This is a genomic window from Saccharothrix hoggarensis (assembly GCF_052936025.1).
Genome location: NZ_CP193624.1, coordinates 2,800,862 through 2,827,860 on the forward strand (window position 1 = coordinate 2,800,862; position 26,999 = coordinate 2,827,860).

Consider the following 26,999-nt stretch of genomic DNA (forward strand, 5'->3'; position numbering starts at 1 on the left):
CCGGAGAGCTTCGTGATCATCGAGCTGCACCTGCTCCAGTCCTTCCCGGTCAGCAACCTCAACCGCGACGACGTCGGCCAGCCCAAGACCGCCACCTTCGGCGGCTGCACCCGCGGCCGGATCTCCAGCCAGTCCCTCAAACGAGCCGCCCGGCTGCTGTTCAACGACTACGGCCTGGACACCTCCGAGACCGGCGTGCGGACCAAGCGGCTGGTCGAGAACACCGCCGAGGCGCTCGCACGACCCGACCGGGACCACGCACTGACCCGAGGCGTGGTCACCGCCGCCCTGGAACAGCTCGGCTTCGCCGTGGACCCCGTCAAGGGCCTCACCCAGTACCTGCTGTTCGTCGGCCGCGACGCCGTCGACCGGCTCGCGCAGTACAGCCAGGACAACTGGGACGTCCTGGCCGCCGGCCACACGGCGAAGGCGGCGAAGAAGGACAAAGAGAAGGACGACGCCGCCGACAAGCCCGCGAAACCCGTCAAGTCCAAGCCCGACAAGGCCACCGCAGCGGAGGCCAAGCGGATCCTCGACGGCGGCCGTGCCGCCGACGTCGCCCTGTTCGGGCGGATGATCGCCGACAACAAGGACTTCAACGTCGACGCCGCGTCCCAGGTCGCCCACGCCCTGTCCACCCACGCCGTGCTCAACGAGTTCGACTTCTACACCGCGGTCGACGACCTTAAGCCCGATGGCGAGTCCGGCGCCGACATGATCGGCACCGTCGACTTCAACTCCGCCTGCTACTACCGCTACGCCAACGTCGACACCGACCAACTGGTGCGCAACCTCGGCGGCGACACCGACCTCGCCACCCGAGCTATGCGCGCCTGGCTGAACTCGTTCATCCACGCCGTGCCCAGCGGCAAGCAGAACTCCATGGCCGCCCGCACCGTGCCCGACACCCTCCTCGGTGTCGTCCGCGACGCCGGCGCCTGGAACCTCGCCAACGCCTTCCTCAAGCCCGTCACCGACGTCGACCTCATGGTCGGGTCCACCGAACGCCTCACCAAGCACTTCACCGGCCTGCGCGACTTCTACGGCAGTGACCAGATCCGCGCGATCGCAGCCGCCTCCGTCAGCGGCGACCTGCCACACCTGGATCCCGCCGACACGGTCACCACCATCGGCGCGTTCATCGACAACCTGCTCGCAGCCGCGAAGGCGTGACCACCGTGCCGATGTCGCTGGCCCTGTGCTTCGACGCACCGATGCAGTCATGGGGCATCCGATCCCGAGGCGTCATCCGCGACACCACCACCGAACCCACCAAATCCGGTGTCGCCGGCCTCCTCGCCTCCGCCCTCGGCGTCCCCCGTGAAGACGACGACACCATCGCCGAACTCGCCGCCCTCCAACTGGCCGTGCGAGCGGACCGCGAAGGCATCCTCGAGCGCGACTACCACACCACCCAGAACGTCCCCACAACCCAAGGCACAGGGCACCGCACCGTGGTCAGCGAACGCTACTACCTCGCCGACGCACTGTTCCTCGTCGTGCTGGAAGGCGAACCGGCGCTGCTGCAACGCCTCCACGACGCCGTGAACAACCCCCGGTGGCCCCTGTTCTTCGGCCGCCGAGCCTTCGTGCCCACTCGACCACTGGTCACCAAGGTCGGCCTGTCCGAACGCTCGGCGGCCGACGTCATCGACGACCACCACTGGCTGGAACCGTCACCGCGGATCCGGGCAACTGAACTCCGCAAGAACGACCGGATCGGCCTGCGCGCCGTCATCGACTGCCCACCGACCACCGACAAGGCCGAAATCCGCCACGACCACCCGCTCAGCTTCACCGAAGGCAACCGCCGCTACAGCACCCGCACCGTCCTAACCCGACCCGTGCCGCTCACCGACGCCATGATCACCGCCGCAGGAGACGACAACCCGTGTACCTGACCAAACTGTCCGTCAACGTCAGGTCCCGCGAGTTCCGCCGTGACTTCGCCAACATCCACGACCTGCACCGCACCGTCATGTCCGGCTACCCCGACACCGACGGCGACACCCCCGCACGCCAAGCCCACGGCGTCCTGTGGCGCCTGGACCCCAGCCCCACCGGCTACACCGTCTACGTCCAAAGCCACACCGAACCCAACTGGGTGAAACTGCCCACCGACTACCTCGCCGCACGGGCGGAAATCCGCCCGCTTCAGCCCGTCCTCGACGCCATCACCCCCGGCCGCAAACTCGCCTTCCGCATGCTCGCCAACCCCACCCAGGACAGCCGCCCACCTCAACTCCGAGGCCGCTCACGACGCGTCGCCCACCGCACCCCGGAAGACCAGACCACCTGGCTGATCCGAAAAGGCGAACAACACGGCTTCGTCATCCCCACCGCCCGCGACGGCCAACCCGACATCAACCCCTCACCCATCCCCAGGATGACCGGACACAAAGGCGACAGCGGAACCATCACCATCGACGCCGTCCGCTACGACGGCCACCTCGTCATCACCGAGCCCGAAGCCTTTACCGACGCGATCGTCGCCGGCATCGGACGAGCTAAGGCATACGGATGCGGCCTACTCACCCTCGCCCCACCACGGAGCCACTAGAGCGTGTCCTCAAAGCCAGATGAGCAGGGCGGCCAGATCGATCATGCCTCGGTAGGACACGGCGGTCTTGTCGAAGCGGGTGGCTATCGCGCGGAACTGCTTGAGCCGGTTGAAGCAGCGTTCCACGACGTTGCGACGTTTGTAGGCGGTGCGGTCGAAGGCCGGCGGGCGCCCGCCGGCGCGGCCCTTGCGTTTACGGTCGGCCTGCTGGTCGCGGCGTTCGGGGATGGTGGCCGGGATGACTCGTTTGCGCAGGTGGGCGCGGGTGGCCTTGGTCGAGTGGCCCTTGTCCGCGATCACCTGCGGACCTGGTCGCCGGGCGGCCCGGACCCGATCTGTCGAACCCGACACCGGCCATGACGGTGGTGAACCGGGTGCGGTCGTTGACGTTGCCGCCGGTCAACACCACCGACGGTGGCCGACCGCGGCCGTCACAGGCCAGGTGGATCTTCGTGGTGGGTCCGCCGCGGGAGCGGCCGATGGCATGATCAGCCGGCTCGCTGCGCCCCGCCGCACGACCCGCCCGCCCCCTGTGTGGGACGCGGCCACGGATGCGCGGCGTGCTCCGGCGGCGTGCTGATGGGCGCGCACGATGCCGGAGTCCACCGCCACCTCGCGGTCGAGCTCGTCGATCGCTTCGGCGATCACCCGGACCTCGTGACACCAGCGTCGTGAGGGTGCCGTTGCGCGCGGTGCCGGGACCCCCGCCCGCGCAGGGAAGACCACCTGACGGGCGTGGACGCGCAACGGCCCGACGGACCACCCCCGCTCGCGCGGGGGAGACTCGCCACCGTCCAATTCGTACAGGTCGCACCGGACCAGCCCCGCTCGCGCGGGGAAGACATCACCCAGCGGCACGACGGGTGCGACGTCGAGGGACCACCCCCGCTCGCGCGGGGAAGACACCGGCGACGCGCACCTCCTGGCGCACGCCCAGGGACCACCCCCGCTCGCGCGGGGAAGACGGCCGAACGACTCTTGAACCTCGTGGACAGCGCGGACCAACCCTCGTCATCGGCCGGACCAGCCCCGCTCGCGCGGGGAAGACCTGTCGGGCGGTCTCGACTCAACCGGCCTGGTAGGACCACCCCCGATCGCGCGGGAAGGCTCATGGCCTCCCTAGCCGCTGGCTTCGGAGGCCGGACCACCCCCGCTCGCGCGGGGGAAGGCACTTCTTGACCAGCTACTTTAGAGGGTGAGAAGCCATTTCGGCATCGGTTTGACGGGGCGAGCTTGCACCCTGCTGGTCTGGCTGTGCTGTGCGCGTCGATGACGATGGTGTCCGCCATGCCTCGGCTGGCTGAACGCAGTGAGGTCGGCGTTGTTGTCACCGCTCCGCTCCGCGAGCACAGTCGTCTGCCGAGATGCTGCAGGGTCGGGCGACCATGATGAAGTCTCTCCCGAACGGATCTAGTGCTGCGTCACGCAACCTTGGCTGGGTAATGGGTCCAGGTGGGGATGGGTGAGTCGGTGGCGAAGCCGGTCTTGGGTCTGGCTCGGGCGTTGCGCCAGCGGATGTAGGCCGCGATGGCGGCGTTCTGCTCGGGGTGGGTGCGGTGGTCGGTGCCGTTGAGGGCGAAGTAACGCAGGGCGGTGAACTCGGCCTCGATCCAGTTCAACCAGCTGGAGTAGGTCGGCAGGAATACCAGGTCGACATCATGGTTGGCAGCCCAGTCCCGGACGTCGGGGTGGCGGTGCGGCGAAAAGTTGTCGACCCCGACGCGAACTCCTCGACCACATCCTGATCATGAGCGAGAGCCACGCACGACAGATCCTCACGACCTACGAAGACCACTACAACCGACACCGCCCCCACCAGGGCGGAAACCAACTACCACCCGAGACCCAGCAACACCCTGCCGCGGTACACAACCTCGACACCCACAGAGTGCACCGCACCCGCATCCTCGGCGGACTCATCAACGAGCGCAGACACGCAGCTTGACCAGCAGCGATGACTTTTCGAGCGGTACGAGATCCCGGCGTAGTCGATGTCGATCAGCACGTCGTGCGGGCCGACGTCGCGTCGCTCGATCGTCATCGGCTCCGGGGGCGCGGTCGCGCTGGTGGCCCCGCAGGCCCTTCACAGTGGTGGTCCTCGCGATTCCTTCCATATCGGATGGGGTCCGTTGCCCGCCGGACGGGTACTGACCATCAGACGTAGGCCAGGAATCGGCCCGCGAAGATCACGCCCGTCCACGTCGTCATCGACACGACGGCCGAGACACGGGCGGCGACCGGGGTCGCGTCGGCGTCGGCCCACTCGTCGACTCGACGGTAGACGCCGCGGTGGAACACGAAGGCGTTCAGCCCGGCGAGGACCAGGAGTCCGAGCTTCCACGGTGCGGCACTTGAGCCGGCGACGCCGAGGGCCTGCGCGCTGAACAGCAGGATGCCGGTGACGACGGCGACGGCCAACCCCAGGTGAGACACAGGCAGGAGATAGCGCGCGGCTCTCGTGACGGGCACCAGACGGCGCCCGACGCCCAGCAGCCGGAGGTCGAACGCGAAGGCCGGGCCGACGAGCACGGCGATCCCGAGGATGTGGAGGCTCTCGAGCGCCGCATACATGAAGGGAGTGGTGCGCACGGCGTCGCCGAGCGCGGAGTCCTGCAACCAGCGCAGGATCGGTTCAAGCCATTCAGGCATCCGGGTTCCGTTCGTCCTGCAGGGTGCGGCGGCGCAGGTAGAAGACGCCACCCACAACGGCTGCAACGACGACGCCGCCGAGCACCGCCCAGCCGACCAGCGCCTGTGAGCCGCTGTCCGCGGCGATGTCGGCATCCTCTGCCGTAGGGTTCTCCGGCGCGGACGGCGCATCTCCGGGACCTCCGGGAAGCGGTGCCCTGACCGGGAGCGTGTTGCCGATCACCTGGTTGACGGGCGCGTTGTCGTCTCCGTACCAGAACGCGACCGGGCGGAAGAGGCCGTCATCGGTGCTGTTGATGTATCCGACGCCCTGGAAGCGCTCTCCGACCTCCAGCGAGCGGTCCAGGCCGTTGCTACTCGACCACCACGGCGGAGCGATGATGATCTCGAGCTCGTCGTGGGGGCCGCCATACGCGGGAGCGGCCTCGACCCGGACGCTGTCCTCCGGGCCCGACAGCTCCTCGGGGATCGGCAGGTCAGGCGTGTCGGCCGGGAGTTCGGCGTCCAGCGCCACATCGAATTCCGAGTGCGGATCGCCCCAGTTCCCCTCAGTGGAGACGGTGCCGGCGATGTAGACGAGTTCGTTGGTCTCGAAGCCGTCCCAGCCGTGGTGCGCGGCGGCCGGTGACGCTGTGACCAGCGAGATCGCTGCCGCGGCGAGCAGTGGTGCCGTGGCCAGAAGGCCTAGGCGGCGTGGTCGGTCGGTGTGTGTGGAGACGGTCAAGGTCGTCGTTTCCTCTCTGTGGGTGGTCCTGGGGCCGCGGTTCAGCTCGCCGCGGGGAACGCGACGCCGGTCCGCTCGGCGTAGGCGGCCAAGAGCTGGTCCTGCGCCTGGGCGTCGTGCACGAGCTCGTTCACACGGGTCTCGACCTGCTGGTGGAAGAGGAACTCGCCGGTGACGTCGCTGCCCGGCTCGACCGCCTCAGCGAGCCAGACCTGGGTCATGTAGCCCTCGCGCAGGCTGTCGGGGGTGGTGGTGTTGCCGTTGTGGAAGCCGATCAGGGTGGGGATCCAGCCGGGCGCGACGGCGTTGACCTGCCGCTGCGGCCAGAGGCGCGCCGCCGCGGTGGCGGTCATCGCCATGTGCAGCTTGCTGTCGCCGTAGCTGATGCCGCCGCCCGAGCGCACCTCGTCGAGCCTCAGGTCCCGCCGAGGTGCAGGTCGGAGGTGAGGTAGCTCAGCTGCCGCGGTGGGGTGACCAGCGCGGTGAGGAGGTACGGCGAGAGGGAGTTGGAGTTGAGCAGGTTGCCGTCCGGGAGCCCGTACTCGCCAGCGTTGTGGACGATGACGTCGACTCGTCGAGCGCGTTGATCTGCTCGGCCGGCGCTTTGGTCTGGTCGGGGTCGAGCAGATCGCCGAGCACGACGTCTTCGAGGCCTGGCAGGTCGCGGCGGATGTCGGCGTCGCGCTGCTCGTTCCGGGCGTGCGCGACGACCGCGTGCCCTCGCTTCAGGAGGTGGGCCGCCGCGAGCTGGCCGGCACCGCCGGTGGAGCCGGTGATGAGGATGCGCTTCGTCTCGCCGCCTGCGGGCCGGACGTTCTCGGCGATCCAGCGCAGCTCGTCGGCGACCTCTTGGGTGTTGTAGACGCCGACGCCGTACAGCTCGCCCCGGGGGAGGAGATCACCAGAGGTCTCGCGCTGATCGGGCGCGGGCCTCGACGGCGCGGGCGTCGCGGTGCCCTGCTGCGGCGCGCTGGTGCAGGCGGGCAGAGCCCCCACGCCGAACGCGGCGGCGGTCAGCAGGAGACCTCGTCGGGTCAGGGCCGTCGTCTCGAGCGTCATTCTCTTCGTGTCCTTCTCTCAGCCGGCGACGGCGATGGTGACCTGCTGCCCGGCGGTTCACACCATGTGTCCGGTGTACTTCGGGTTGGTGAGGATGTCGCGCACATTGGAGTAGGTCCACACGCCAACCGCCCCGCGACCGGGGTTCAGCGTGGGCGGTGAGCTGGTCACCAGTTCATTCGGTGTGGATTTCGACAGTCGCGGTGATGGCGCCGTCCAGGTCGGCGATTCGGCTGGAGGCGTCGCCGTCCATACGTCCGATGATGACGATGCCGGAGTAGTGGGACTGGTCGCCGTAGTAAAGGACGAGATCGTTGCCGGGTGCGTAGTACCCGACATCCCCGATGTCGGGGTCCGCGCCGTCTGGTTGACCGTCCCGTGACAGCGGTGCGGGCAGCGGTCCGGTTTTCTCCACCGAGCCGTGATCGATCATGTCGATGGTCAGGGGTAGCTGGGCGATGAGGTCACGGCCAGCGGCGCTGTCGAAGATCGTGGCCTGAAGGCGCTGGTCGCCGACGGTGATCTGGATCTTCAACTTCTGCTCTTCCTGGTGAGGCGAGGAGTCCGTGTCGCTGGGGGTTCCGCTTGGCTGCGGCGCGGCGGCTGTCGCAGAGCGGGCTGCGTCCCGGGCGCTGCCGGGTGAGGTCGGTGGCGTTGCACCGCAGCCGGCGACGGTCACTCCGACGACCGTCACCAGCGCTGCGCAGACGACCGTGCGTGAGGCCGGCATGGGCGTCTCCATATCCATGTCAGATGAGCCCGCCCGCGACGGTGTGTCGAATGGGCTGTCGTCGGTTGACAACGAAGTCCCGCGCTGGCGACTGATCCTCGTTCGGTTCGTGCGCTTGCGCGGGTTGATCGGGTCTGTGCGCGCGGTGGGCGATCCGCACGTGCGGTGGCATCAGGAAGCTGCGCGGGGTGACCGTTCCGACCGTTTCCCAGAGGGCCGCTTGCGTTGCCGGCACACTCGCGGTCAGGCGAGGTTGGTGGTGAAGAACTCGTCGAGCGTGTCGAAGGGGATGAAATCCTTGCGGTCGTACAGGTCGACGTGGTCAGCGCCGGGGACGATCACGAGGTCGACGGTGCCGGGGGCAATCGCCTGGACGTCCTCGGAGTAGTAGCGGGAGTGCGCGTCGGCACCGGCCACCAGGAGGGCCTTGCGGGGCGCGAGCATGTCGATGTTCGTCATCAGGGAAAAGGCGAAGAACGACATCGGCGTGGTGGCGGTCCACGCGGTGGTCGAGTTGATCGAGCGCGCGTGGAATCCGCGCTCGGTGCGGTAGTAGTCGAAGAAGATCCTCGTGATCGGGTCGGCGTCCGGCGGAAGGGTCTTGGGCAGGACGCGGTTGGTGGGGGCGACGTTGCCGTTCGCGTCGAAGGGGACCTCGTGGGAGAGCCGCGCGTAAGCGCCGTTCTCGGCGTCGATCCAGCGTTGCCGGCTGAGGTGGTCGACGACCTTCTGGCGCTGTTCACGCGTGTAGTAGTCCTGGTGGCCGCAGGACATGCTGCGCGACATGTCGTACATCGAGGTCGTGGCGACCGCCTTGATGCGGCTGTCCGCGGCGGCCGCGGTGAGCGCCATGCCGCTCAGGCCGCAAACGGCCATCGCGCCGATGCGCTCGCGGTCGATGATCTTCTGCAGACCGAGGAAGTCGACGGCGGCGCTGTAGTCCTCGGTGTAGACGTCGGGTGAGGCCACGTCGCGCACGCTGCCGCCGCTCTCCCCGGTGAAGGACGGGTCGAAGGCGAGGGCGACGTAGCCCCGGCGGGCGAACTCGTTGGCGTACAGGCCCGAGGACTGTTCCTTGACCGCGCCGAACGGTCCGCTGACCACCAGCGCGGGCAGCGTGCCCCTGGCGTTCTTCGGCACGTAGAGGTCGCCGGCGACCTGGATGCCGTAGCGGTTCTTGAACCGCACCGACGTCCGTTTGACGTTCTTGTCCAGCGCGAAGGTGTAGTCGCCCTTGCCCTGTCCTGGGGCGTCTTCGGCGAGGCCGGTGACCGCGCCGAGGGAGGGCAGAGCCGCGAAGGAGGCGGCGGTCGCAGCGAACAGTCCGAGCGCTTTGCGGCGTTCCATGAAGTGGTCCTCACATTCGATGGGTGGGAAGGACGAGACGGTCAGTGATGGCTGTTCAGGCGACCGCGCCCGCCGGTCCGGTGGACGTCTTCTCGGGTCGGGCGAGGATGAGCAGGCCCGCCATGGACAGCGCGACGCACGTGATCATCAGCAGGGCCATCGGCACTGCGGTGTGCTCTCCGCCGAGTCCGGCGATCGGGGCGATGACGCCGGCGGCGGTCCACTGGACGAAGCCGAGAACCGCCGAGCCGGTGCCGGGGTGCTCGGGAACCTCCGCGGAGGCGAGCGCGCCGCCGTTCGGGCCGATGAGGCCCTGCGCGGTCATGAGCACGGCGAAGCAGACGATCGCGAGCAGCAGTGGGGTGTCCCACCACAGCGCACCGGCGAGCATCGCCACGCCGGCCAGCAGGGCGGCGATCTGTCCGGCGGCGATGACCTTGCGCGTCGCGACGCGTCCGGCGAGCCGGGCGGCGATCAGCGCGGCGGCCGTCATGCCTGCGGCGTTGGCGGCGAAGTCGGCCGAGTACGCGACCGGGGACATCCCGTTCATCGATTGCAGCACGAACGCCGACGTCGCCACGTAGGCGAACACCGCACCCATCGCCGACCCGCTGACCAGCACGTAACCGACATAGCGGCGCTGCCGCAGCACCTGCCGTCCGCTGGTGACGAACGCTCGCAGGCCGCCGCCGTGCCGCCGCTCAGCCGGCAGCGTCTCCGGTACGGCCACCAGCACGGCGAGGGTCATCGCGACGCCCATGGCCGCGACGGCCCAGAACGACACCCGCCACTGCGACAGCTGCAGGATGACCGCGCCGAGCAACGGCCCGACGATCGGCGCGATACCGCCGACGGCCGCGATGACGTTCAGGATGTGCACCAGGCGGGCGCCACGAGCGAGGTCGACGATGACGGCCCGGCCGATCACCATGGCCCAGCCACCGGCGAAGCCCTGCAGGAAGCGTCCCGCCATCATGACCGCGATGGAGGGAGTGAGAGCGCACACGACCGAGGCGACCGTCATGACGACGACCGAGGCGATCAGCAGCCGCCGCCGACCGTGCTGGTCGGACACCGGGCCGCCGACGAGCTGCCCGAGGGCCATGCCGACGAAGAAGGTGGTCAGAGTCAGCTGAACCTGCGTCGCCGTCGCCGACAGGTCACCCGCCACGCGGGGAAACGCAGGCACGTACATGTCGGTGGCCAGCGGCGCGATCGCGGTCAGCAAGATCACGGTGGTGACCAGGCCGGCGGTGAGCCGAGCCTGGCGACGCACCGGGCCGGTCACGCCCGCGACTCCGTCGGCAGGCGACGCCGGCGCGGAAAGCAGTGAGGGCATGTATCTGAGCAAACCCGCTCCGGGCGACACCAAGAAGACACCAGCCATAGGTGTACCGGCAGTACATCGCAGTTCAGCGGGATGCGTCGTACCGTCGAGACCGTGAACAACCGAGCCGAAGTGCGCGACTTCCTCACCTCGCGGCGTGCCAAGGTCACGCCCGAGCAGGCCGGCCTGCCGACCGCGGGGCAGCGCCGCGTCCCCGGGCTGCGCCGCACCGAGGTGGCCGCGCTGGCCGGGATGAGCGTCGAGTACTACTCCAAACTCGAACGCGGTCAGCTCGCCGGGGTCTCCCCCGGTGTGCTGGAGGCAGTCGCCCGCGCCTTGCGACTGGACGACGCCGAGCGCGCACACCTGCTGCGCCTAACTCAGGAGGCCAACGGCAGCGGCGCGCTGTTGCGTCCCACCCGCAAGCCGAAACAGCGCGCGATCCGGCCCAGCCTGCGGTGGTCGCTCGACAGCGTCACCGCTCCGGCGATCGTCGTGAACCTGCGTCAGGACCTGCTCGCCGCGAACCTGCTCGGCCGGGCGATGTACAGCGACGTCTACACCGACTCAGCCGGTGTGCCGAACTTCGGCCGGTTCACCTTCCTCGACCCTGCCGCGCGCCGCTTCTACCCGAACTGGAACGTCGCCGCCGACATGCTCGTGGCCAACCTGCGCACCGCCGCGGGCGTCGACCCGCACGACAAAGGCCTGCACGACCTCGTGGGCGAGCTGTCCACCCGCAGCGACGAGTTCCGCCGCCGCTGGGGCGCGCACAACGTCCGCATCCACGGCACCGGCAGGAAGACCTTTCACCACCATGTCGTCGGAGACCTCGACCTGGCGTACGAGAGCATGGAACTGCGGGCCGAGCCGGACCTCACCATGACGATCTACGCCGCCGAACCCGACTCGCCGACCGCGCAGGCGCTGTCGCTGCTCGCCTCCTGGGCAGCCTCCGAGACCGGCATCGTGCCATCGCCCGAGCGCTGAGCACCGCCGTGCCGGCGTGACCATGCAGGTCTTGGTGGTCACCGACGGCACCTGCTCGCCGTCACCTACCCGTCGAGGGTCGCACCCGGCAACGCCTATACCTTCACCGCATTCAGTCAGATCCTCGTGAACAACGAGGTCGTCGCGGGCTTGGGCTACCATGGCACCGCGGCCATTAGACCCCACGCGAACGCTCCGGCCACGAGCAACAGACACCCGCCGGCAAGACCTGGAATGTCAGCGTTGGTCCCATTTAGTGCGGTGGAACAGGCCATCGCCCACCTGCGAAACGCAAGCGGCGCGAGCCAGCTTGCTCAGGTTCTCGAGATCAGCAAACCGCCGATCCGGCATATTGTGAGCCGAACCAGACCCTACGCCGGCCCTGTCGGTTAGGCATCACCGGGATGGTGCGTGTGATCCGATGACGTCACGCTGGCATCGAATGTCGCCGTCGAATCACACGCGTCCCGTCCGTCCGTCGGTCCGGTCAAGCGGAGGAACGACCTCCGCTTGACATTCAGCTCGCCACATCGACCCACCGCATCTCGAGACGTACGACGGTCCCCCGAACGAGTGGGCGCCGTAGATTGGAAAGGTTGCGCGCTTGCTTCGGTGATCACCGATTAAGTGGTCGGCCGAATCGGGGAGGAACTGTGGGTGGGTGTTCGGCTTGAGCTTCGGATGAGCTGTTAGCGCATCTGAGAACGGTTGTCCCGGCGGTACACCTACGGCTCAACTCGCGTTCGTTATCAGCAGCACGACATCGAAAATCGCTATCATGATCGTCAGTCGGAATGCCGCAGGACTGCGTGGTGTCCGGATGGCGGCCACGGTGGCGGCGACGGCGAGCAGGACGCCGATGGCCGACACGGACAGCGCGAATTCCGCCGAGGTGGTGGCGGGTGCGGTGCCGAGCACGACCGAGGCGGCGGTGAGCGCCAGGGCCATGACGATCACGCCGATACGGGGACCGAGCCGCTGTGGGAGCCCGCGGACTCCTGTTTCAGCGTCTGCCTGCAGGTCGGGCAGGACGTTCGCGAAGTGGGCGCCGAACCCGAGCAGTGCGCCTGTGACCGGTATCCACCACGGCGGCCACGGCTGGCCGGGCATCGCGACGTACGGTGCGACGGGAAGAGCGCCGAAGGCGATGAGGTAGGTCGCGCCGGACCAGATGGTGGCCTTGAGCCGGAGGTTGTAGGCCCATCCGGCCGCGACCCCGATCAGCAGGGCGGCGGCCGCGGCCCACCCGAGCAGCGATGACAACACGATCGTCGCTACCAGCGCGGTCGACGCGGCGACGGCGACAACCGTGCGCGGGACGGTTCCGTTGGCCACCGGCTTGTCCAGTCGCCCGACGGCGCGGTCGCGTGCGGCGTCGATCCAGTCGTTGGACCAGCCGATCGAGAGCTGGCCGGTGAGCACTGCGGCGCCGAGCAACGCGATCCGCTCGGCGGGGAGCCCCGCACCGACGGCCAGCAGCACGGCCACCAGGGTCACCGCGAGTCCTGGAACAGGGTGGCACGCCCCGACGAGGCCCCGCAGCGATCCCCGCCACCGGTGCCCGGTCCACGCGCGGTCGAGTGCCCCGTCCCGTGCCGCCGGCGATCCGGTCATCTGCCGAGTGTAGGCACAAGCCGTACCGTGGAACGGGTGACGACGATCGCCGGGGTCCGGGGTGTGCTTCCGCCGCACCGATATCCGCAGGCGCAGCTGACCGAGCTGTTCGGTCGGCTGTGTCTGCCGGATCAGGCCGCGCGAGCTGTGGCGAACCGGTTCCACACCAGTGCGCGGGTCGCTTCTCGTCACCTGGCGCTGCCCATCGAGCGCTACGGCGACCTCGAAGGGTTCACGGCGACGAACGACGCGTTCCTGTCGGTGGCGGTGGATTTGGGCTGCGAGGCCGCACTCGCCGCTCTTGATGAGGCGGGACTGTTGCCTTCCGACGTCGATCTCGTGGTGTCCACGACCGTGACCGGCATCGCGGTGCCCTCCCTGGACGCGCGCATCGCGGCGCGGATCGGGCTACGTCCGGACGTCAAGCGCCTGCCGCTCTTCGGGTTGGGTTGCGTGGCAGGAGCGGCGGGCATCGCGCGGCTGCACGACTTCCTGCGCGGCGGATCGATGTCGGTGGCGATGCTGGTGTCGGTCGAACTGTGCTCGCTCACCCTGCAGCGCGCGGATCGCAGCGTTGCCAACATGGTTGCGTCCGGGCTGTTCGGTGACGGCGCCGCTGCGGTGATCGCGGTGAGTGACCGGCACCCGGCCGCGGCGAGGGGACCGCGGGTCGTGGACTCGGTCAGTCACCTGTACGAGAATTCCGAACGCGCGATGGGGTGGGACATCGGTGGCACGGGTCTGAAGGTGGTGCTGGGCGCGGAGGTCCCGGACCTCGTGCGCACGCACCTCGCGAAGGACGTCGAGCGGCTGCTGTCGTCGCACGGGTTGGGCATCGGCGATGTCGCGCGCTGGATCTGCCACCCCGGTGGGCCGAAGGTGCTCGAATCGATCCAGTCCGTGCTGGGCCTGGACGAGGACGACTTGGCGATGACGTGGGATTCGCTGCACCGGATCGGCAACCTGTCGTCGGCATCGGTGCTGCACGTGTTCGCCGACACGCTGGCAGGTCGGCCGGCCTCCGCCGGTGACTGGGGTGTGGTGCTGGCCATGGGTCCGGGTTTCTGCGCCGAGTTGGTGCTGCTGCGATGGTGAGCCAGTTCTGGTACGCGATGCTGGTCGGGTTGGTCGCGGCGGAGCGGCTGACCGAGCTGATTGTCGCGAAGCGCAACCTGGCGTGGAGCTTGGCCAGGGGCGGACGTGAAACCGGGTTCGGGCACTACCCCTTCATGGTCGTGCTGCACACCGGTCTCCTGGTCGGCTGTGTGCTCGAGGTGTGGTTCGGCGACCGGGCATTCACGGCTGCCCTGGGATGGCCGATGCTCGCGCTGGTGGTCGCCTCACAGGCGCTGAGGTGGTGGTGCATCCGCACCCTCGGTCGTCAGTGGAACACCCGTATCGTGGTCGTCCCCGGGCTCGCCCGTGTCACCGGCGGCCCGTACCGCTTGGTCCCCCACCCGAATTACGTCGCCGTCGTCGTCGAGGGTTTCGCCCTGCCGCTCGTGCACGGGGCATGGCTGACGGCTGTGGTATTCACCGTGGTCAACGCCGGGTTGCTGATGGTGCGGATCCGTGCGGAGAACCAAGCGTTGAGATCGGCATATGCCTGAGCGCCTGCACGACGTGGTCGTCGTGGGCGGCGGTCCGGCCGGGCTCGCCGTCGCGCTGGGGTGCGCGCGTGCGGGTATGGACGTGGCGGTGTGCGAGAAGCGCACCGGGGTGATCGACAAGGCGTGCGGGGAAGGGCTGATGCCGGGGGCCGTGCGCGCGTTGGCCGCGCTCGGGATCGACCCACCGGGGCACCCCATCGAGGGCATCACCTACCGACAGGGGGCGATGGCCGCACATGCCGCGTTTCGCGCGGGACCCGGCAGGGGGGTGCGGCGCACCGCGCTCCACGACGCGATGCGCGAGGAGGTGCTCCGGCACGGCGTGCCGGTCCTGCCGATCGCGGTCACCGGCATCTCGCAGCACGGCGACCACGTGCGGGCGGGCGGCTTGCGAGCGCGTTACCTGATCGGTGCCGACGGGCTGCACTCCGTGGTGCGCGGCTTGGCGGGCCTGACCAAGGACGGCACCGGCCGGTTGGCGGGCACACTCCGCTGGGGATTGCGCCGTCACTACGCCCTCGCGCCGGTCACCAACGCCGTCGAGGTGACGTGGGCGGCGCGGTCGGAGGCCTACGTGACACCGGTCGGACCGGACACGGTCGGCGTCGCGATCCTGTCGTCGATGCGCGGCGGGTTCACCGAACAGCTCACGGCGTTTCCCGAACTCGCGTCATGGATCTCCGGGGCGGAACCCGTCTCGACCGTCCGGGGCGCCGGCCCGCTGCGGCAACGCGCCTCCAAGCGAGTTGCGGGACGCGTCCTGCTCGTCGGGGACGCGGCCGGCTACGTCGACGCCCTCACCGGGGAAGGGCTCGCATTGGCCCTGACCACTGCCGCGGAACTGGTCCGCTGCCTGCGCGCGGACCGACCCTCCGACTACGACCGCGCTTGGAAGCGGACGTCGCGACGGTCACGGTGGTTGACCGAAACCTTGCTGTGGACACGCGGACGCCCCGCACTGGCACGGCGGATCGTGCCGGCGACCGTCCGGGCACCCAGACTGTTCAGCACAATCGTCGACCAACTCGCACGCTGATGCGCGGCGGATCACGGCGAGGCGTCGATTGGGACGTGGTGGTCGTCGGAGCCGGACCTGCGGGGTCGACCGCAGCGATCGCCGCACTGCGCGCCGACCCGTCGGCACGCGTGCTGATGCTGGACTCCGCCGACTTCCCCCGCGACAAGGTCTGCGGTGACGGGGTCGCGCCGCACGCCATGGACGTGCTCGCCGGTCTCGGGGTGGCAGTCGCCGAACTGTCGGTCGGCACCACGCCGGTCACCACACTGCGCCTCGTGTCGCCCGGAGGCACGCAGGTCCGGCGGAGTTTCGCGCGGCCGGCCTTCGTGATCCCTCGTGTGCTGCTCGACGCGAGGCTCGTGCACGCCGCCCTGGACGCGGGCGCGGTGCTCGAGCGACGTCGTGTCCGCACGCTCGTGCAGCAGGAGGGGACGGTCGTCATCGACGGCGCCGTCCACGCGCGGACAGTCATCGGCGCGGATGGCGCTGAGTCGGTCGTGCGGCGACAGTGCGGCGCCGGCGGCGCACGGGCGGGCACCCTCGCGATCGCGCTACGCGGCTACACCAGCGCCGATCCGTGGCCGGTCAGCGAACAGCGGCTCATCATGGCCGCCGCGCACTGGCCGGCCTACGCCTGGGTGTTCCCGGTCGGCGACGGCACCGCCAACGTCGGCTACGGAGAGCTGGTCCGCACCACAACATCGACCCGCGCGGAGTTGACCGCACGGCTGCACGAACTGCTCCCCGACATGCCTCCGCTGCGATTGCGCGGGCACCGGCTGCCACTGTCCCCAGGCCGGCCCGGCGTCACGCACGGACAGGTGCTGCTGGCGGGTGACGCCGCATCGCTCATCAACCCGTTGACCGGTGAAGGCATCTACTACGCGGTGCTCTCCGGCGCCCTGGCCGGTGCCGCCGCCACGTCACCGGACCCCGCCCGTTCCTACCGCCGGTCCTTGCACCACACGCTCGGCAGGCACCTCCGCCACACCGACGTGCTCGCCCGCCTCACCCGACTGCCGCCGTTTGTCGACATCGCCACCGCCGCGGCCCATCAGGATCGGCGGGCCTTCGACCGCCTCGTCGAGATCGGCCTCGGAGCGGGAACGCTCGACGTCCCGCTGATCAAGAGGATGATCGCGGTCATGGCGCGACACCAGCACCTGCCCTGACCGGATATCGAGCGGTTCACCGAGGTCACAGGCATGCGGGAGTGGTAGGTCGTCCGTGCGGTGTCCTCGTCTGCTCGACCCCCGCGCCGACCGTCGACGCCGTTACCGCAGGAGACCACCCGGCCCGCCGATAACCCGAACCAGCATCCATGCGTCGGCCGCGATGGAACGGGTAGGCCACCAGCATGTCTTCCCAACGACCAGTCGAAGGACGAGTCGTGCTGGTGACCGGCGGTTCCGCGGGCATCGGACGTTCGATCGTCGCGCGTCTCGCCGCCGCGGGCGCCACCGTCGTGACGTGTGCCCGTGACGAAGAGCGGTTGCGAACGGCGGCCGGCAGCCTCCCGGGAACCGTCGATCCGGTCGCGTGCGATCTCACCGAGCACCGACAACGCCGCGAGTTGATCGACTACGTCATCGAACGCCACGGCCGCCTGGACGTGCTCGTCAACAACGCGGGCACGGGCCGGGTGGGACTGCTCACCGATCTGGACGCGGAGTCCGTCCGCGACGTGATCGGGTTGAACGTCGTCGCCGTCACGGATCTGACCCGGCTGGCTCTGCCGCAACTCGCGCAGCGTCGCGGCGATGTGGTGATGATCGCCTCCGTCGCCGGGTGGGTTCCGATCCCTCCCTTGTCGCTGTACTCGACCACCAAGGCGGCGGTCGACGGTCTCGTCCACGCGCTGCGCCGGGAATCGCCACCGGGCCTGCGCATCCACAGCGTCAACCCCGGTCCGGTGCGCACGGAGTGGCTCCTCCGCGCAGCCGGACTGCGACCGGACGACGACGAAGGCCGACGAGGGCGCACGTTCGGCACCCGGCCCGAACGCGTCGCCGACGAGGTGCACCGATGCCTCACCGGGCCCCGCCACCGCACCGTCACCGTGCCGCGCTGGCTCGGCACCGCGCGGTTGGCCGGCCTGCCTCCGCTGAGCAACGCCCTCGACCTGCTTCTGACACCGGTCGCACCCCTGGTGGTGCGGTGGGCACGGCACTACCAGGACACGCTGGTCGACCGAGCCCGCAGCGAAGGTCCGAGCGACGGGTCGCGGCCGAACCGGCCCGCGCAGGGGCGATCGCCGTAGCGCACCGATCGGCTTTGCTTCGCTGCGGAGATGCGCGTGCCGGGCCGATAGGACGGCACCCGCGACGGCTGCGACGGTCGACCACCGTTCCACCCGGAGGAAGCTGGACCAGGTCCGATGACGTAAATCGTCCCGGGCACATAGGCTCGACACGACGAGGTGATGCGCATGGACACCGAACCGCTGCGCCGGTATGTCGCCGACGCGCTGTTCACGCGGGTGGCGGGTCCGGACGGTGAACTCCGCCGCGCGCGCATACACGACGCCCCTGGGCCGAGATGGTTCGGTCCCGACCGGCCGATCCGCCGGGTGCACGGCGATGCCGCGATGTTCATCGGCGGCCTGCGGGCACTGCTGTTGCAATCGCTGCACCCGCTGGCGATGGCCGCCGTCGCCGGCCACTCGGACTACCGCGACGACCCGTGGGGCCGACTCCAACGCACGAGCACCTTCTTGGCCACCACGACGTTCGGGACCGCGGTCGACGCCCAGAAAGCCGTTGACCGCGTCCGGTTCGTCCACGACCGCATCAAAGGCGTCACCGCCTGGGGCGTGCCTTACCACGCGTCCGATCCGCACCTGCTGGGTTGGGTGCACGCCGCCGAGGTCGACAGCTTCCTGCGCTGCCACCAACGGTACGGCGCCAACCCGCTGGAAGTCACAGAGAAAGACGAGTACGTCAACGACATGGCGCGCGTCGCATCGGCAGTGGGTGTCCTCGACCCACCGACCACCGTCGCCGAGCTGAAGGCCCGCCTGGCGGCCTACCGCCCGGAACTACGCGGCACACCGGCCGCCCGCGACGCCGCCCGGTTCCTCCTACTCACTCCGCCGGTCCCGCTGCTGGTGCGCGGCCCTTACGCCGCGCTGGCCGCCGCGAGCGTGGCATCGCTGCCCGCCTGGACCCGGCTGCCGCTGCGGCTGCCACTGCTACCGGTGTTCGACAACACCGTCGCCCGGCTGGCCGGCCACGGCATCACGCGCACGTTGCGCTGGGCGTTGCCGGCTGCACCCACGTCAGCGACGTTATAGTGGTGTTCGGCCGCCGAAATCGGCGTGGCGGAACGCGTCAGGCGTGTGCGGATTTACACTATTTATTTGTGCCAGGTCGTCATGATTGAGCGTGTTGGCGAGACCTCGTCGACTGCGCCAGTCCTTGTGGAATCCGTCACCGCGCTGGAACCGGTTATCTCCGCATAAAGCACGATGTTGTCGCGATAGCTGCCCACTTTTCGGTCGAATATCCCTGTGCTTGCCGAGAATGTCGTCCGTGCGGGTCAGGCGGCGTGGTGGTACTCGTTGAGGATGCCGCCCAGTCGTTGCCGTCGGCGGACGTCGAGTCGGATGAGCGCTGCTTGATCGGTGACGGCTGGTGGCAGTGCGCAGTGGTCGGGCGTTGGTGATGCCCTGGTGGGGGCGGTGGTTGTTGTAGAACTGCTCCTACTCGCGCAGGGTGCGCAGCAGGTGCTGCCGGTTCCAGATGAGGGTGCGGTCGAGCAGTTCGTGGCGGCAGCTGCGGATCCGTCGCGGTCGCGGATCAGGAATCGCGCGCGTCTGCCCGCGTCGTCGAGGTCCATGGCGAGGTTCCTGGCGGCTTGGGTGACCCAGGAGGCGGCGGGGTGCGCGGTGGTGGCACCGAGGACTCGGACCCGGCGGCTGGCGTGCTCGATCACCGCGACCACGTAGAGGCGGGTGCCGTTCAGGATGGTGGTCTCGAAGAAGTCGCAGGCCATCAGGGCATCGGCCTGGGAGCGGAGGAAGGCCGACCATGTCGTCGTAGTGCGTTCGGGTGCAGGGTCGACCCCGGCGTCCTGGAGGATCTGCCACACCGTGGACGCGGCGATCTTGATACCGAGGACGAAACGTTCGCCGTGGATGCGGCGGTAGCCCCAGGCGGGATTCTCCCGCGCCAGGCGCACTACCAGCAGGCGGATCGAGCGGATGGTCCGTGGTCGGCCGGGCCGCTTGAGGCGCGACCTGGCTGCGTGGCGCGCCTGGGCCGACACCGCCACCGCCACCGTTCGCTGGGAAGGGGTGGCGACAGCGGGCATCCAGCAACCGGGGCTGGGGCTCTACGAGGAGTGGGACATCGAACTGCCTTCCCCGCACTTCGTGCTCCGAGCGCACCGTGGCGAAGCCGACGGTCAGGAACAGTGGCTGCTGTGCCTGTGGGCCGCGACCGAACCGGGCTGACGCCACCGGATAGAGAACCGACGTCGGAGGTGCGGCTCACCCCGTGGGGCGCACCTCCGACGGCCCTGGAAGCAGACTTGACGGCGGCTGGGTCGTCGGCGGCGTCTGCCACGTCACCCCCGCGGTCCGCGAGATCGCGTCCAGCGGCCCTTCCACGACCCGGTTGATCAGAGAGCCCTCGAGCGGCGCCTCGCCTGCGGGGAGGTCGTCGACTCGTGTACCCCACCACCACGCACCGATCACCACAGCGACCACCGAAAGCGCTGAACAGACCACCAGCCACGACCGCAACCTGCGGCCCCCTCGTCGTGACGCCACGACACGACCATAGCGGCAACGGCAGTTCACGGCTTCCAGGAGCACGGGGGAGCGGGTTGTTGGGAGCAGAATGGGAGCCGTCGGACGAATTCAATAACGTTGAACCGCATTCAACGGCTCCCAATGGCCGATTTTCGCTGCAAGGATTGCATTTCCGCTGGTGGAGACGTTATGTTGGCTTCGTTCACACCGAAGAGGTCACTGGTTCAATCCCAGTATCGCCCACGGTGTGTTCTTCCAGGTCAATGGCTCGTAGACGATCTTCGTCTGCGGGCCATTGATCGTTGCGGGGAGCAATGTGGGCGCAAAAGATCTTGACCACCTCCGTATTGGCGAAGGTGGTCATGGGTTGGTGCTCCCCGTTTGCTCCCGTGTTTGCTCCCAGCGGTGTTGGAGTGCGGCATCTCCGCCGCCGGGAAGCGCGCGGGCATCGAGAAGGGAGCCCGCAGGCGTACTACGACCCGCACTCCTCATCGTGGAGAACGTCGCCGCGCTTCGCTGGCGCAACGGAGGACTCCACCGTGTACTCGGCGACCTGGGCGAAGCGGGGTATGACGCGCTCTGGCGTAGCGTTCGCGTCGGCGCCGTCCACCGCCGCGAACGCGTGTTCCTGCTTTATCTGGACACTTGCAGGACCTTCGAACTCAGATCCGCCCCGTTGTGTGTCATCCAGTCGAGCCGGCTTCTGACCCGGGCGCTCCGTCGCTCCATCAGCTCCGGTTCATTGGTACATGACGGGGTTGCCTCGAAGGTTGCCGTCTGCACACGGCCAGCTTCCTGTGTCGAGTGGTCCGAGGCCGGTGTCACCGAAGATGAACAGTTCGTTCTGCAGGGCAAAGACGACCTGTCCTTGATCGAGCAGCAGGATTCTGCTCATTACCGCCCGCTCGTCGGCCATGGCGAACAACTCATGCATCTCGAAGTCGGCGTCGACAGCCAGCAGCCGACCATCACGCCAGAAGATCGCGGTGCCATCGCGGTCCAGTGCCGGGTAGGCGGTGTAGTAGCCCGAGAGCGCCGGGCCGTCGCGCAGTGTGCCGCCAGGGCCGAGGCCGCGGAAACGGGACCGGGACGGCAGGACGTTCTCCGACTCTGGGCCGCGGATGTAGCCATGACGGTCGACGAGCATCATGGCGTGGCTTGGCCACTCGTCTGTCACGATGCCGGACGGGCCGTACCGGGCTGTGCTGAACGCGCCGTAGCCCTGGGATCCGATGAGGAACTCGCCTGGCCCCGCGATCGCCTTGCGTGCGCTGGGACCGGGCCGGGTAGTGGCGATGACCTGCCCGGTCACGGTGTCCAGGAAGAACGTGACAGCGATGCCGCTGCCGCCATCAGCGAAGGTGGCCGCGATCCGGTTGCCGGAGACCAGCAGCGGCTCCCGATGCGACACCTCGATCGTCCGCGGTGTCCATGGCTTCATCGGTCGTACCTGCCAGTCGTTGTCGGCGCTCGTCTCAACGACGCCCGGATGGGCCAGTCGATCGAGAACGGCCGGCGTCGACCACCGGCAGGTGCCGTCCTCGTCGTAGCGCGCGACGCGGGCGGTTCGACCCGCTTCTACGCCGCGGCGGCGGGCCGCAGGCAGCCACGCCGCGCAGATGCCGTCGGGGAGCAGCACGAACGCCCCGAGGTGTTCGTGGGACGCGTGCTCGAGCGTGATCGAGCGCAGCACCGATCCGGCGGCGTCCAACTCGCTGACCATCTGGCCTCCGGATCCGGAGTGAGCGATCCACACCGTGCCGCCGTCGCTGACACGCGGCGGGCTGGGATGCCCGTCGAACTCGCGGCGCCACAGCACGGTTCCTGTCAGGTCCAACGCCGAGAGCACGGTGGTCGACAAATTGCGCCCGTTGTAGCTGGTCAGGAACAGTGGCCCCGACGCGTCCGGTGTTGCCAGACCCCAGACCTGGCCGGGCATCGACACCTTCTGCGGGTAACTCATCGGTGGATTCCCTCCGCTCAATCTCGACACCGCCGTATCGTTCCAGAGCTGATCGCATGCTCACGGCGATTCCCCAGCTCTCCGAGCAACTGGCGGATACGGTCGGCCGTGCGTTGATGCCGTTCGACCTCGCGTTCCCAGCCGCGTTCCTGAGCGTCGGCCACTAGACCGAGATTTGACTGACATGCCGCTCCTGACAACGCCGAAGTTGCCGCCACCGCCGCCGGTGTGGGCCCACCACATGGCGTGGTCGGGGCCGGTGCTGTCGCGGGTGACCAGGCGGATTTCACCGTCGGCGGTGACGACCTCGACGCCGTGCAGGTGGTCGACGGTGAGCTTGTCGCGGCGGGGGAGCAGGCCGTAGCCGCCGCCGACGATGTGGCCGCCCGCGCCGACCGTGGCGCTAGACCCGCCGGGGATGGTGGTGCCCCAGCGGCGGTGCAGCTTGTAGTAGACGTCCCACAGGCTCGGCCGGGTTCGACGGCGATGCAGCCGGTGTCGCGGTCGTGCTCGACCGCGTGCAGCAGACCCAGGTCGATCACGGCGCGGACCGAGTCGAGCCGGTCAATCGCATCCCGGACGGTATTGGCTGTTCTTTCCACCCGGCTGAGGTGGTCCTGCCGCTGTGCGGGCGGTGCGCCCGGCGACATCGACGAAGGTGGCAGGGCTGACCGTGGGGCACGTCGGGCACGGTTGTCGAGTCGGACCACCGATCCCGTCGGGTGGAGCGTCAGGCCGGGCCTCCACCCTTGAGGGACGCACGGTCGTGTTGTGGTGGCAAAGGGTGCAGTCCAAGTCCCCGGAATGGCACCACATCCGTGGGTTTCCGCTATCACAGTGGTTGTTTGACGGGTGAAGAGCTGTGATGGCCGGAGGTATACCGCCAGTGTGGAAGGCGGTCTGTCGTACGTACGGCGGCGGATCCATGCACCGATAGGGAGATGTCGATGGCCATTGCCGACCAGTCCGCCACCACGTTGTCCAGTGCCGACAGCGACGGGGAGGTGCTGACCTATCAGCCAGGTGCACCCTTGCAGTGGGCCCCGGTGCCTGACGCCGACCGGTACCTTGTGCAGCTGCCGCAGGACAGTCGCAGTCCATACGGGAGCCCGCCTCCTCCGCCCGTGGTTCTCAACGCCGAGCAGTGCAGCATTCAGGTGAGCGCGGACATGTCGGAACCCGTTCTGATCCGCGCACTGCGAGGTGATGTCGTCGTATCCACGACGGTCGCCATCAACGCCGACGATGCGAACGAACCGGCCGACATGAACAACTATCTCACAGAAAAGGTCAGGGACTGGTCCAGTCTGGTGTCGGAATACCCCACCAGGAGGAGGCAGGAGTCGATCGGCCCGGTCGTCGAGGAATCGAGTGGAAAGTGGTACGTGGTCGAACGGACCGAGGTTGATGTCCGCACCACTCCGGACAAGCTGTTGATGCCGAATCCGTCCTTGGCGGCGTTGTGGTCGGGCTGTCTAGTGGAAGGCGCGAAGGCGAAACTGGGTGAATTGTCCGTCGTCCCCATTGCTGCCGCCGATCGTACCAGGATCACCATCGATACTGATCTAAGCGGCACCGGGGACATCTCGGCCGCCGACATCGCCGCGTCCCGCAACGCCGTCAATCAGGCTCGTGTGAACCTGCTCAAAGAAAAGCAATCGCCTGCCGGCGACATGTATTTCAACATGGTCGAGTCGGAATCGCTGGAGGCGGCACTGCTGGAAATGGGCGTCTCCGCATCGTACTTCGGCATGAAAGGCGAAGTCAGCGGATCGACTGAGGTGAAGTCGAAGCAAACGAACATCGTGGCATGTTTCATCCAGCGCGTATACACGACGACGTGCCAGATTAAACCTTCCCCGGGCGACTGGTTCGCGCCGTCGTTCACAAAAAAGAAACTTGCGACACTGATTCGACAGGGTGCAATCGGAGAGGAAAACCCACCGCTGCTGGTCTCCGATGTCACCTTCGGGCGGTGGCTCATATTCCAGTTCAAGACGACGGAGAACTCAAAGAATGCCAAGGCTGCAATCAAGGCCTCATACGAAGGGCTGGCGTCGGTCAGTGCTGAATTGAAGGCAGAGTACGAAAAGACGCTTCGTGAGGGCCAGACGACCGTGTACTCGTCCGGCGGGAACGCCTCGGACGTACACCGGTTGATTGCCCAGGGGAAGATCGCGGAGTACTTCAAGGCCGAGGAGGCACCGTCGCTGGACAAGTACGCGATCACCGGCTTCGCACTGCGGAGCCTTGCCACCCGGGATGTGGCCCGTATGGGCGAATCCGCTCGCTACACGATCGTCAGCCGGGAACTGGCCAGCGCGCCGGCGGAGTGGGCAGAAGTCTACTGCATGGGAGGCTTGCAACTGCTCCCCCCCGAACTCAGCAAATTTGACTCGGTGACGAAGAGTCTTGACGAGATGATAAAGGTCGCCCACACGCTCGGCCCATTGTCTTTCGAGTGCGGAGGCAAGGTGCACAAGGGCGTGCTGAAGCCCAGGGACTTCGGAAGCACCTTCAGCAATCGGCAGAGGTCCAAGCTCGGCCTGTCCGCAGGACAGTTGGCACTCGAGCTGTCCGTGCGCATCCGCGACAACGACGGCAATGAGGTGCTGAAAGCGCCCGTAACGTATTCCTACGTCCGGCCCAGTCCGCAACACGTCTTTGGACTTCCGGCGAGCTACCACTGGGTGCACATGGTGGAGGTCACCGATGAGGTGCTGAAGAAGACGGGGTACAAAGACCCCAACTGGCACTTCACCGGCACTTTCGGAGTCGAATGCAAGCGGTGATGCACTGGCGCGACGAGACCGCCCGTCCGGGCACACGCAAACACGACCAAAAAGAGGCTCACCGATGTGTCCCTGTTTCTGCAGGGCCCACGAATGGCTGGCGGCGCAACAACATCGCCGATTCCCCTCCAGCCGCCTCGTCGAGCTCGAACATTCGGTTCCCGCTGGTGGGCCGCGAGCATTCTCGTCGACGGACCGACCTCGTCCGGGGAGGGCTTCGGTCCTGCTGTCATCGGCCGGCAGGAATGGGGATGGTGTGTGTGGAGTGATGCCGTCGGCCGAGGACGTGGGTGGCGTGGACGGCGCGGTCGTCGCCGAGCGTCATCAGGGCGAACAGGCGCTCGGTGAAGGTTTTCGCGACGCGGGTCCGGCGGGCGAGTTCCGGGGTGGCGTTCCAGTCGAGGACGACGAAGTCGGCTTCCTTGCCGGGGCTGAAGTTGCCGATCCTGTCGGTCAGGTCCAAGGCTTGCGCGCCGCCGAGTGTGGCCAGGTAGAAGCCGCGGTGGCCGGAGAGCGGTTGTCCCTGTAGCGCGAGTGCCTTGTAGGCCTCGTTGAGGGTTTGCAGGATCGAGTAGCTGGTGCCCGCGCCGATGTCGGTGCCCAGGCCGACCGCGACGCCGGCGGCACGGGCGTGGTGCAGGTCGAACAGGCCGCTGCCCAGGAACAGGTTGGAGGTGGGGCAAAACGCGATGGCGGACCCGGTCTCGGCGAGACGCGCGCGGTCCTGGTCGTCGATGTAGATGCAGTGCGCGTAGAGCGAGCGCGGTCCCAGCAGGCCGTGGCGGTCGTAGACGTCGAGGTAGGAGCGTCCGCCGAACAGCTCGTGCACCAGTTTTACCTCGGCGGTGTTCTCGGCGAGGTGGGTTTGCAGCCACAGGTCGGGTCGTTGGGCGCGCAGCTCGCCGACCATGCGCAGCATGGCCTCGGTGGAGCTGGGCGCGAAGCGGGGGGTGAGGCTGTAGCCGAGCCGTCCGACGCCGTGCCAGCGGTCGACCAGTTCCAGGGTCTGCGCGCGGGCGGTGTCGACGTCGGGGTCGCGCAGGAACGGCGGTGCGAACGGTTCGCGGTCCATCAGCACCTTGCCGCACAGCATCCGCAGCTCGCGCCGGCGCGCTTCGGCGCAGAAGGCGTCCACTGACTCGGTGTGCACGGTCGGGAAGACGCTGGCGGTGGTGGTGCCGCAGGCGAGCAGCCGGTCCAGGAAGAACCCGGCGATCTTGCGGGCGTGGTTGGCATCGCCGAACTGCGACTCGACGGGGAAGACGTACGTCTGCAGCCAGTCGAGCAGTTGCCTGCCGTAGCTGGCGATGACGTCGACCTGGCTGTAGTGCACGTGGCAGTCCACGAACCCGGGCACTACGAGCCGGTCGCCGTAGTCCACCACCACGCCACCCCGATGACGCGGGGGCAGCGCATCGCGGTCGCCCACCCAGGCGACGTGACCGTCCTCCACGACGAGCGCGCCGCGCTCGAACAGCTCCCACGGTCCGTTCTCGGCCGCGTCACCCGGATCGTCCAGGAAGTGCAGCACGCAACCCAGCACCAGCGTCCGGCCTTTACCGCCGGTCGGTTCAGCATGGGCGGGGGAGGTGAGCACAGTGGGCGTGGCCAGCACGCCGAGGCTTGCCAGGAAGTTGCGGCGGTTCCACATCGGACCGCGCGGTTCGACACCGTCCATCCGACGAGTGTGTGTCGCGGTGGACCGCCCGGCTCTTCGTGTCCTCCCATGAACCGGACTTTCACCGCAACCGGTGAGGGGAGGCCGTCTACGCTGACCCAGCGTTGTCGAAGGCGGGGCACACCCACGCTTGCGCACACGGACGCCGGGGTGGGTGCTGATGTGCCGGAGTCCGCGTCGACGCG

At 68.3% G+C, this 26,999-nt stretch carries 27 protein-coding genes, 2 pseudogenes and 1 CRISPR repeat array; of the genes and pseudogenes, 12 read left to right on the plus strand and 17 right to left on the minus strand.

Annotated features, from left to right (window positions below; all coding sequences use genetic code 11):
- Window positions 1–12: 12 nt before the first annotated feature.
- Genes cas7e through cas6e form a run of 3 tightly spaced genes read left to right on the plus strand, consistent with a single transcriptional unit; the run spans window position 13 to window position 2,560 of the window.
- Window positions 13–1,173: a type I-E CRISPR-associated protein Cas7/Cse4/CasC gene (cas7e, locus tag ACRAKH_RS13240; protein ID WP_380719319.1), complete on the plus strand. Its 1,161-nt coding sequence runs from the start codon at window positions 13–15 to the stop codon at window positions 1,171–1,173.
- Window positions 1,170–1,901, plus strand: coding sequence for a type I-E CRISPR-associated protein Cas5/CasD (gene cas5e / locus ACRAKH_RS13245; RefSeq protein WP_380719317.1), 732 nt, complete (start codon window positions 1,170–1,172; stop codon window positions 1,899–1,901). Before cas7e ends, cas5e begins: the two co-directional genes overlap by 4 nt.
- Window positions 1,892–2,560, plus strand: coding sequence for a type I-E CRISPR-associated protein Cas6/Cse3/CasE (gene cas6e / locus ACRAKH_RS13250; RefSeq protein ID WP_380719315.1), 669 nt, complete (start codon window positions 1,892–1,894; stop codon window positions 2,558–2,560). The genes cas5e and cas6e overlap by 10 nt, the downstream gene beginning before the upstream one ends.
- 9 nt (window positions 2,561–2,569) lie before the next feature.
- On the opposite strand, the gene ACRAKH_RS13255 is transcribed toward cas6e, so the two are convergent.
- The 11 genes and pseudogenes from ACRAKH_RS13255 to ACRAKH_RS13305 form a co-directional block, all read right to left on the minus strand.
- The gene (locus tag ACRAKH_RS13255; protein WP_380719313.1) at window positions 2,570–2,911 is read right to left on the minus strand and encodes a transposase; all 342 of its coding nucleotides are present in this window, start codon (window positions 2,909–2,911) and stop codon (window positions 2,570–2,572) included.
- Window positions 2,912–3,314: 403 nt separating this feature from the next.
- A CRISPR array of direct repeats spans window positions 3,315–3,608; the repeat unit is 30 nt; unit sequence AGGGACCACCCCCGCTCGCGCGGGGAAGAC.
- 373 nt (window positions 3,609–3,981) lie between these two features.
- Window positions 3,982–4,269 (minus strand): annotated as a pseudogene (locus ACRAKH_RS13260) (transposase); the annotation flags it as partial.
- Between the two features lie 122 nt (window positions 4,270–4,391).
- A complete protein-coding gene (locus ACRAKH_RS13265; protein WP_380719446.1) occupies window positions 4,392–4,601 on the minus strand; it encodes a hypothetical protein in 210 nt (69 codons plus the stop codon).
- A gap of 113 nt (window positions 4,602–4,714) precedes the next feature.
- Complete coding sequence (locus tag ACRAKH_RS13270; RefSeq protein ID WP_380719311.1) at window positions 4,715–5,176, minus strand: DUF6644 family protein; 462 nt, start codon at window positions 5,174–5,176, stop codon at window positions 4,715–4,717.
- 25 nt (window positions 5,177–5,201) lie between these two features.
- Window positions 5,202–5,933 (minus strand): hypothetical protein, encoded by a 732-nt coding sequence (locus ACRAKH_RS13275; RefSeq protein WP_380719309.1) that lies wholly within the window; start codon window positions 5,931–5,933, stop codon window positions 5,202–5,204.
- 41 nt (window positions 5,934–5,974) lie between these two features.
- Window positions 5,975–6,337, minus strand: coding sequence for a hypothetical protein (locus ACRAKH_RS13280; protein WP_380719307.1), 363 nt, complete (start codon window positions 6,335–6,337; stop codon window positions 5,975–5,977).
- Between the two features lie 49 nt (window positions 6,338–6,386).
- Window positions 6,387–6,992, minus strand: a complete 606-nt coding sequence (locus ACRAKH_RS13285) for an NAD(P)H-binding protein (protein ID WP_380719304.1) — start codon at window positions 6,990–6,992, stop codon at window positions 6,387–6,389.
- Window positions 6,993–7,049: 57 nt separating this feature from the next.
- On the minus strand, window positions 7,050–7,163 hold the full coding sequence (locus ACRAKH_RS13290) for a recombinase family protein (protein ID WP_380719302.1): 114 nt from the start codon (window positions 7,161–7,163) through the stop codon (window positions 7,050–7,052).
- 4 nt (window positions 7,164–7,167) lie between these two features.
- Window positions 7,168–7,722: a cyclophilin-like fold protein gene (locus ACRAKH_RS13295; RefSeq protein WP_380719300.1), complete on the minus strand. Its 555-nt coding sequence runs from the start codon at window positions 7,720–7,722 to the stop codon at window positions 7,168–7,170.
- A 243-nt stretch (window positions 7,723–7,965) separates the two neighbouring features.
- Window positions 7,966–9,069, minus strand: a complete 1,104-nt coding sequence (locus ACRAKH_RS13300; RefSeq protein ID WP_380719298.1) for an alpha/beta hydrolase — start codon at window positions 9,067–9,069, stop codon at window positions 7,966–7,968.
- Between the two features lie 55 nt (window positions 9,070–9,124).
- The gene (locus ACRAKH_RS13305; protein WP_447009844.1) at window positions 9,125–10,357 is read right to left on the minus strand and encodes a multidrug effflux MFS transporter; all 1,233 of its coding nucleotides are present in this window, start codon (window positions 10,355–10,357) and stop codon (window positions 9,125–9,127) included.
- A gap of 153 nt (window positions 10,358–10,510) precedes the next feature.
- On the opposite strand from ACRAKH_RS13305, the gene ACRAKH_RS13310 reads away from it, so the two are divergent.
- A complete protein-coding gene (locus tag ACRAKH_RS13310; protein WP_447009845.1) occupies window positions 10,511–11,386 on the plus strand; it encodes a helix-turn-helix transcriptional regulator in 876 nt (291 codons plus the stop codon).
- A 732-nt stretch (window positions 11,387–12,118) separates the two neighbouring features.
- Here the strand turns inward: ACRAKH_RS13310 and ACRAKH_RS13315 are convergent.
- A complete protein-coding gene (locus ACRAKH_RS13315) occupies window positions 12,119–12,883 on the minus strand; it encodes a UbiA family prenyltransferase (RefSeq protein WP_380723922.1) in 765 nt (254 codons plus the stop codon).
- 153 nt (window positions 12,884–13,036) lie between these two features.
- On the opposite strand from ACRAKH_RS13315, the gene ACRAKH_RS13320 reads away from it, so the two are divergent.
- The 6 genes from ACRAKH_RS13320 to ACRAKH_RS13345 all read left to right on the plus strand — a co-directional run bounded on the left by ACRAKH_RS13320 (window position 13,037) and on the right by ACRAKH_RS13345 (window position 18,920).
- Window positions 13,037–14,095 carry a type III polyketide synthase gene (locus tag ACRAKH_RS13320; protein ID WP_380723921.1) on the plus strand — a complete coding sequence of 353 codons (1,059 nt, stop codon included), beginning with the start codon at window positions 13,037–13,039 and terminating at the stop codon, window positions 14,093–14,095.
- Window positions 14,092–14,610: an isoprenylcysteine carboxyl methyltransferase family protein gene (locus tag ACRAKH_RS13325; RefSeq protein ID WP_380723920.1), complete on the plus strand. Its 519-nt coding sequence runs from the start codon at window positions 14,092–14,094 to the stop codon at window positions 14,608–14,610. Before ACRAKH_RS13320 ends, ACRAKH_RS13325 begins: the two co-directional genes overlap by 4 nt.
- Before the next feature lie 13 nt (window positions 14,611–14,623).
- Window positions 14,624–15,646 carry an NAD(P)/FAD-dependent oxidoreductase gene (locus ACRAKH_RS13330; RefSeq protein ID WP_447009846.1) on the plus strand — a complete coding sequence of 341 codons (1,023 nt, stop codon included), beginning with the start codon at window positions 14,624–14,626 and terminating at the stop codon, window positions 15,644–15,646.
- A 35-nt stretch (window positions 15,647–15,681) separates the two neighbouring features.
- A complete protein-coding gene (locus ACRAKH_RS13335; RefSeq protein WP_447009847.1) occupies window positions 15,682–16,800 on the plus strand; it encodes a geranylgeranyl reductase family protein in 1,119 nt (372 codons plus the stop codon).
- A gap of 185 nt (window positions 16,801–16,985) precedes the next feature.
- A complete protein-coding gene (locus tag ACRAKH_RS13340; RefSeq protein ID WP_380723918.1) occupies window positions 16,986–17,888 on the plus strand; it encodes an SDR family oxidoreductase in 903 nt (300 codons plus the stop codon).
- Window positions 17,889–18,056: 168 nt separating this feature from the next.
- On the plus strand, window positions 18,057–18,920 hold the full coding sequence (locus ACRAKH_RS13345) for an oxygenase MpaB family protein (protein WP_380723917.1): 864 nt from the start codon (window positions 18,057–18,059) through the stop codon (window positions 18,918–18,920).
- A 245-nt stretch (window positions 18,921–19,165) separates the two neighbouring features.
- On the opposite strand, the gene ACRAKH_RS13350 is transcribed toward ACRAKH_RS13345, so the two are convergent.
- Window positions 19,166–19,906 carry a hypothetical protein gene (locus ACRAKH_RS13350; RefSeq protein ID WP_380723916.1) on the minus strand — a complete coding sequence of 247 codons (741 nt, stop codon included), beginning with the start codon at window positions 19,904–19,906 and terminating at the stop codon, window positions 19,166–19,168.
- 16 nt (window positions 19,907–19,922) lie between these two features.
- Here ACRAKH_RS13350 and ACRAKH_RS13355 point away from each other — a divergent pair, with 16 nt between their 5' ends.
- Entirely contained in the window at window positions 19,923–20,081 is a 159-nt protein-coding gene (locus ACRAKH_RS13355; protein WP_380723915.1) for a hypothetical protein, read from the plus strand.
- Window positions 20,082–20,583: 502 nt separating this feature from the next.
- On the opposite strand, the gene ACRAKH_RS13360 is transcribed toward ACRAKH_RS13355, so the two are convergent.
- The 3 genes and pseudogenes from ACRAKH_RS13360 to ACRAKH_RS13370 form a co-directional block, all read right to left on the minus strand.
- Window positions 20,584–20,745 carry a hypothetical protein gene (locus ACRAKH_RS13360; RefSeq protein WP_380723914.1) on the minus strand — a complete coding sequence of 54 codons (162 nt, stop codon included), beginning with the start codon at window positions 20,743–20,745 and terminating at the stop codon, window positions 20,584–20,586.
- Window positions 20,746–21,120: 375 nt separating this feature from the next.
- Window positions 21,121–22,344 (minus strand): hypothetical protein, encoded by a 1,224-nt coding sequence (locus tag ACRAKH_RS13365; RefSeq protein WP_380723913.1) that lies wholly within the window; start codon window positions 22,342–22,344, stop codon window positions 21,121–21,123.
- A gap of 291 nt (window positions 22,345–22,635) precedes the next feature.
- Window positions 22,636–22,836: pseudogene (locus ACRAKH_RS13370) on the minus strand (FAD-binding oxidoreductase); the annotation flags it as partial.
- A gap of 455 nt (window positions 22,837–23,291) precedes the next feature.
- On the opposite strand from ACRAKH_RS13370, the gene ACRAKH_RS13375 reads away from it, so the two are divergent.
- On the plus strand, window positions 23,292–25,136 hold the full coding sequence (locus ACRAKH_RS13375; RefSeq protein ID WP_380723912.1) for a thiol-activated cytolysin family protein: 1,845 nt from the start codon (window positions 23,292–23,294) through the stop codon (window positions 25,134–25,136).
- A 229-nt stretch (window positions 25,137–25,365) separates the two neighbouring features.
- Here the strand turns inward: ACRAKH_RS13375 and guaD are convergent, their stop codons facing one another.
- Window positions 25,366–26,814 (minus strand): guanine deaminase, encoded by a 1,449-nt coding sequence (guaD, locus tag ACRAKH_RS13380; RefSeq protein ID WP_380723911.1) that lies wholly within the window; start codon window positions 26,812–26,814, stop codon window positions 25,366–25,368.
- Window positions 26,815–26,999 lie beyond the last annotated feature (185 nt).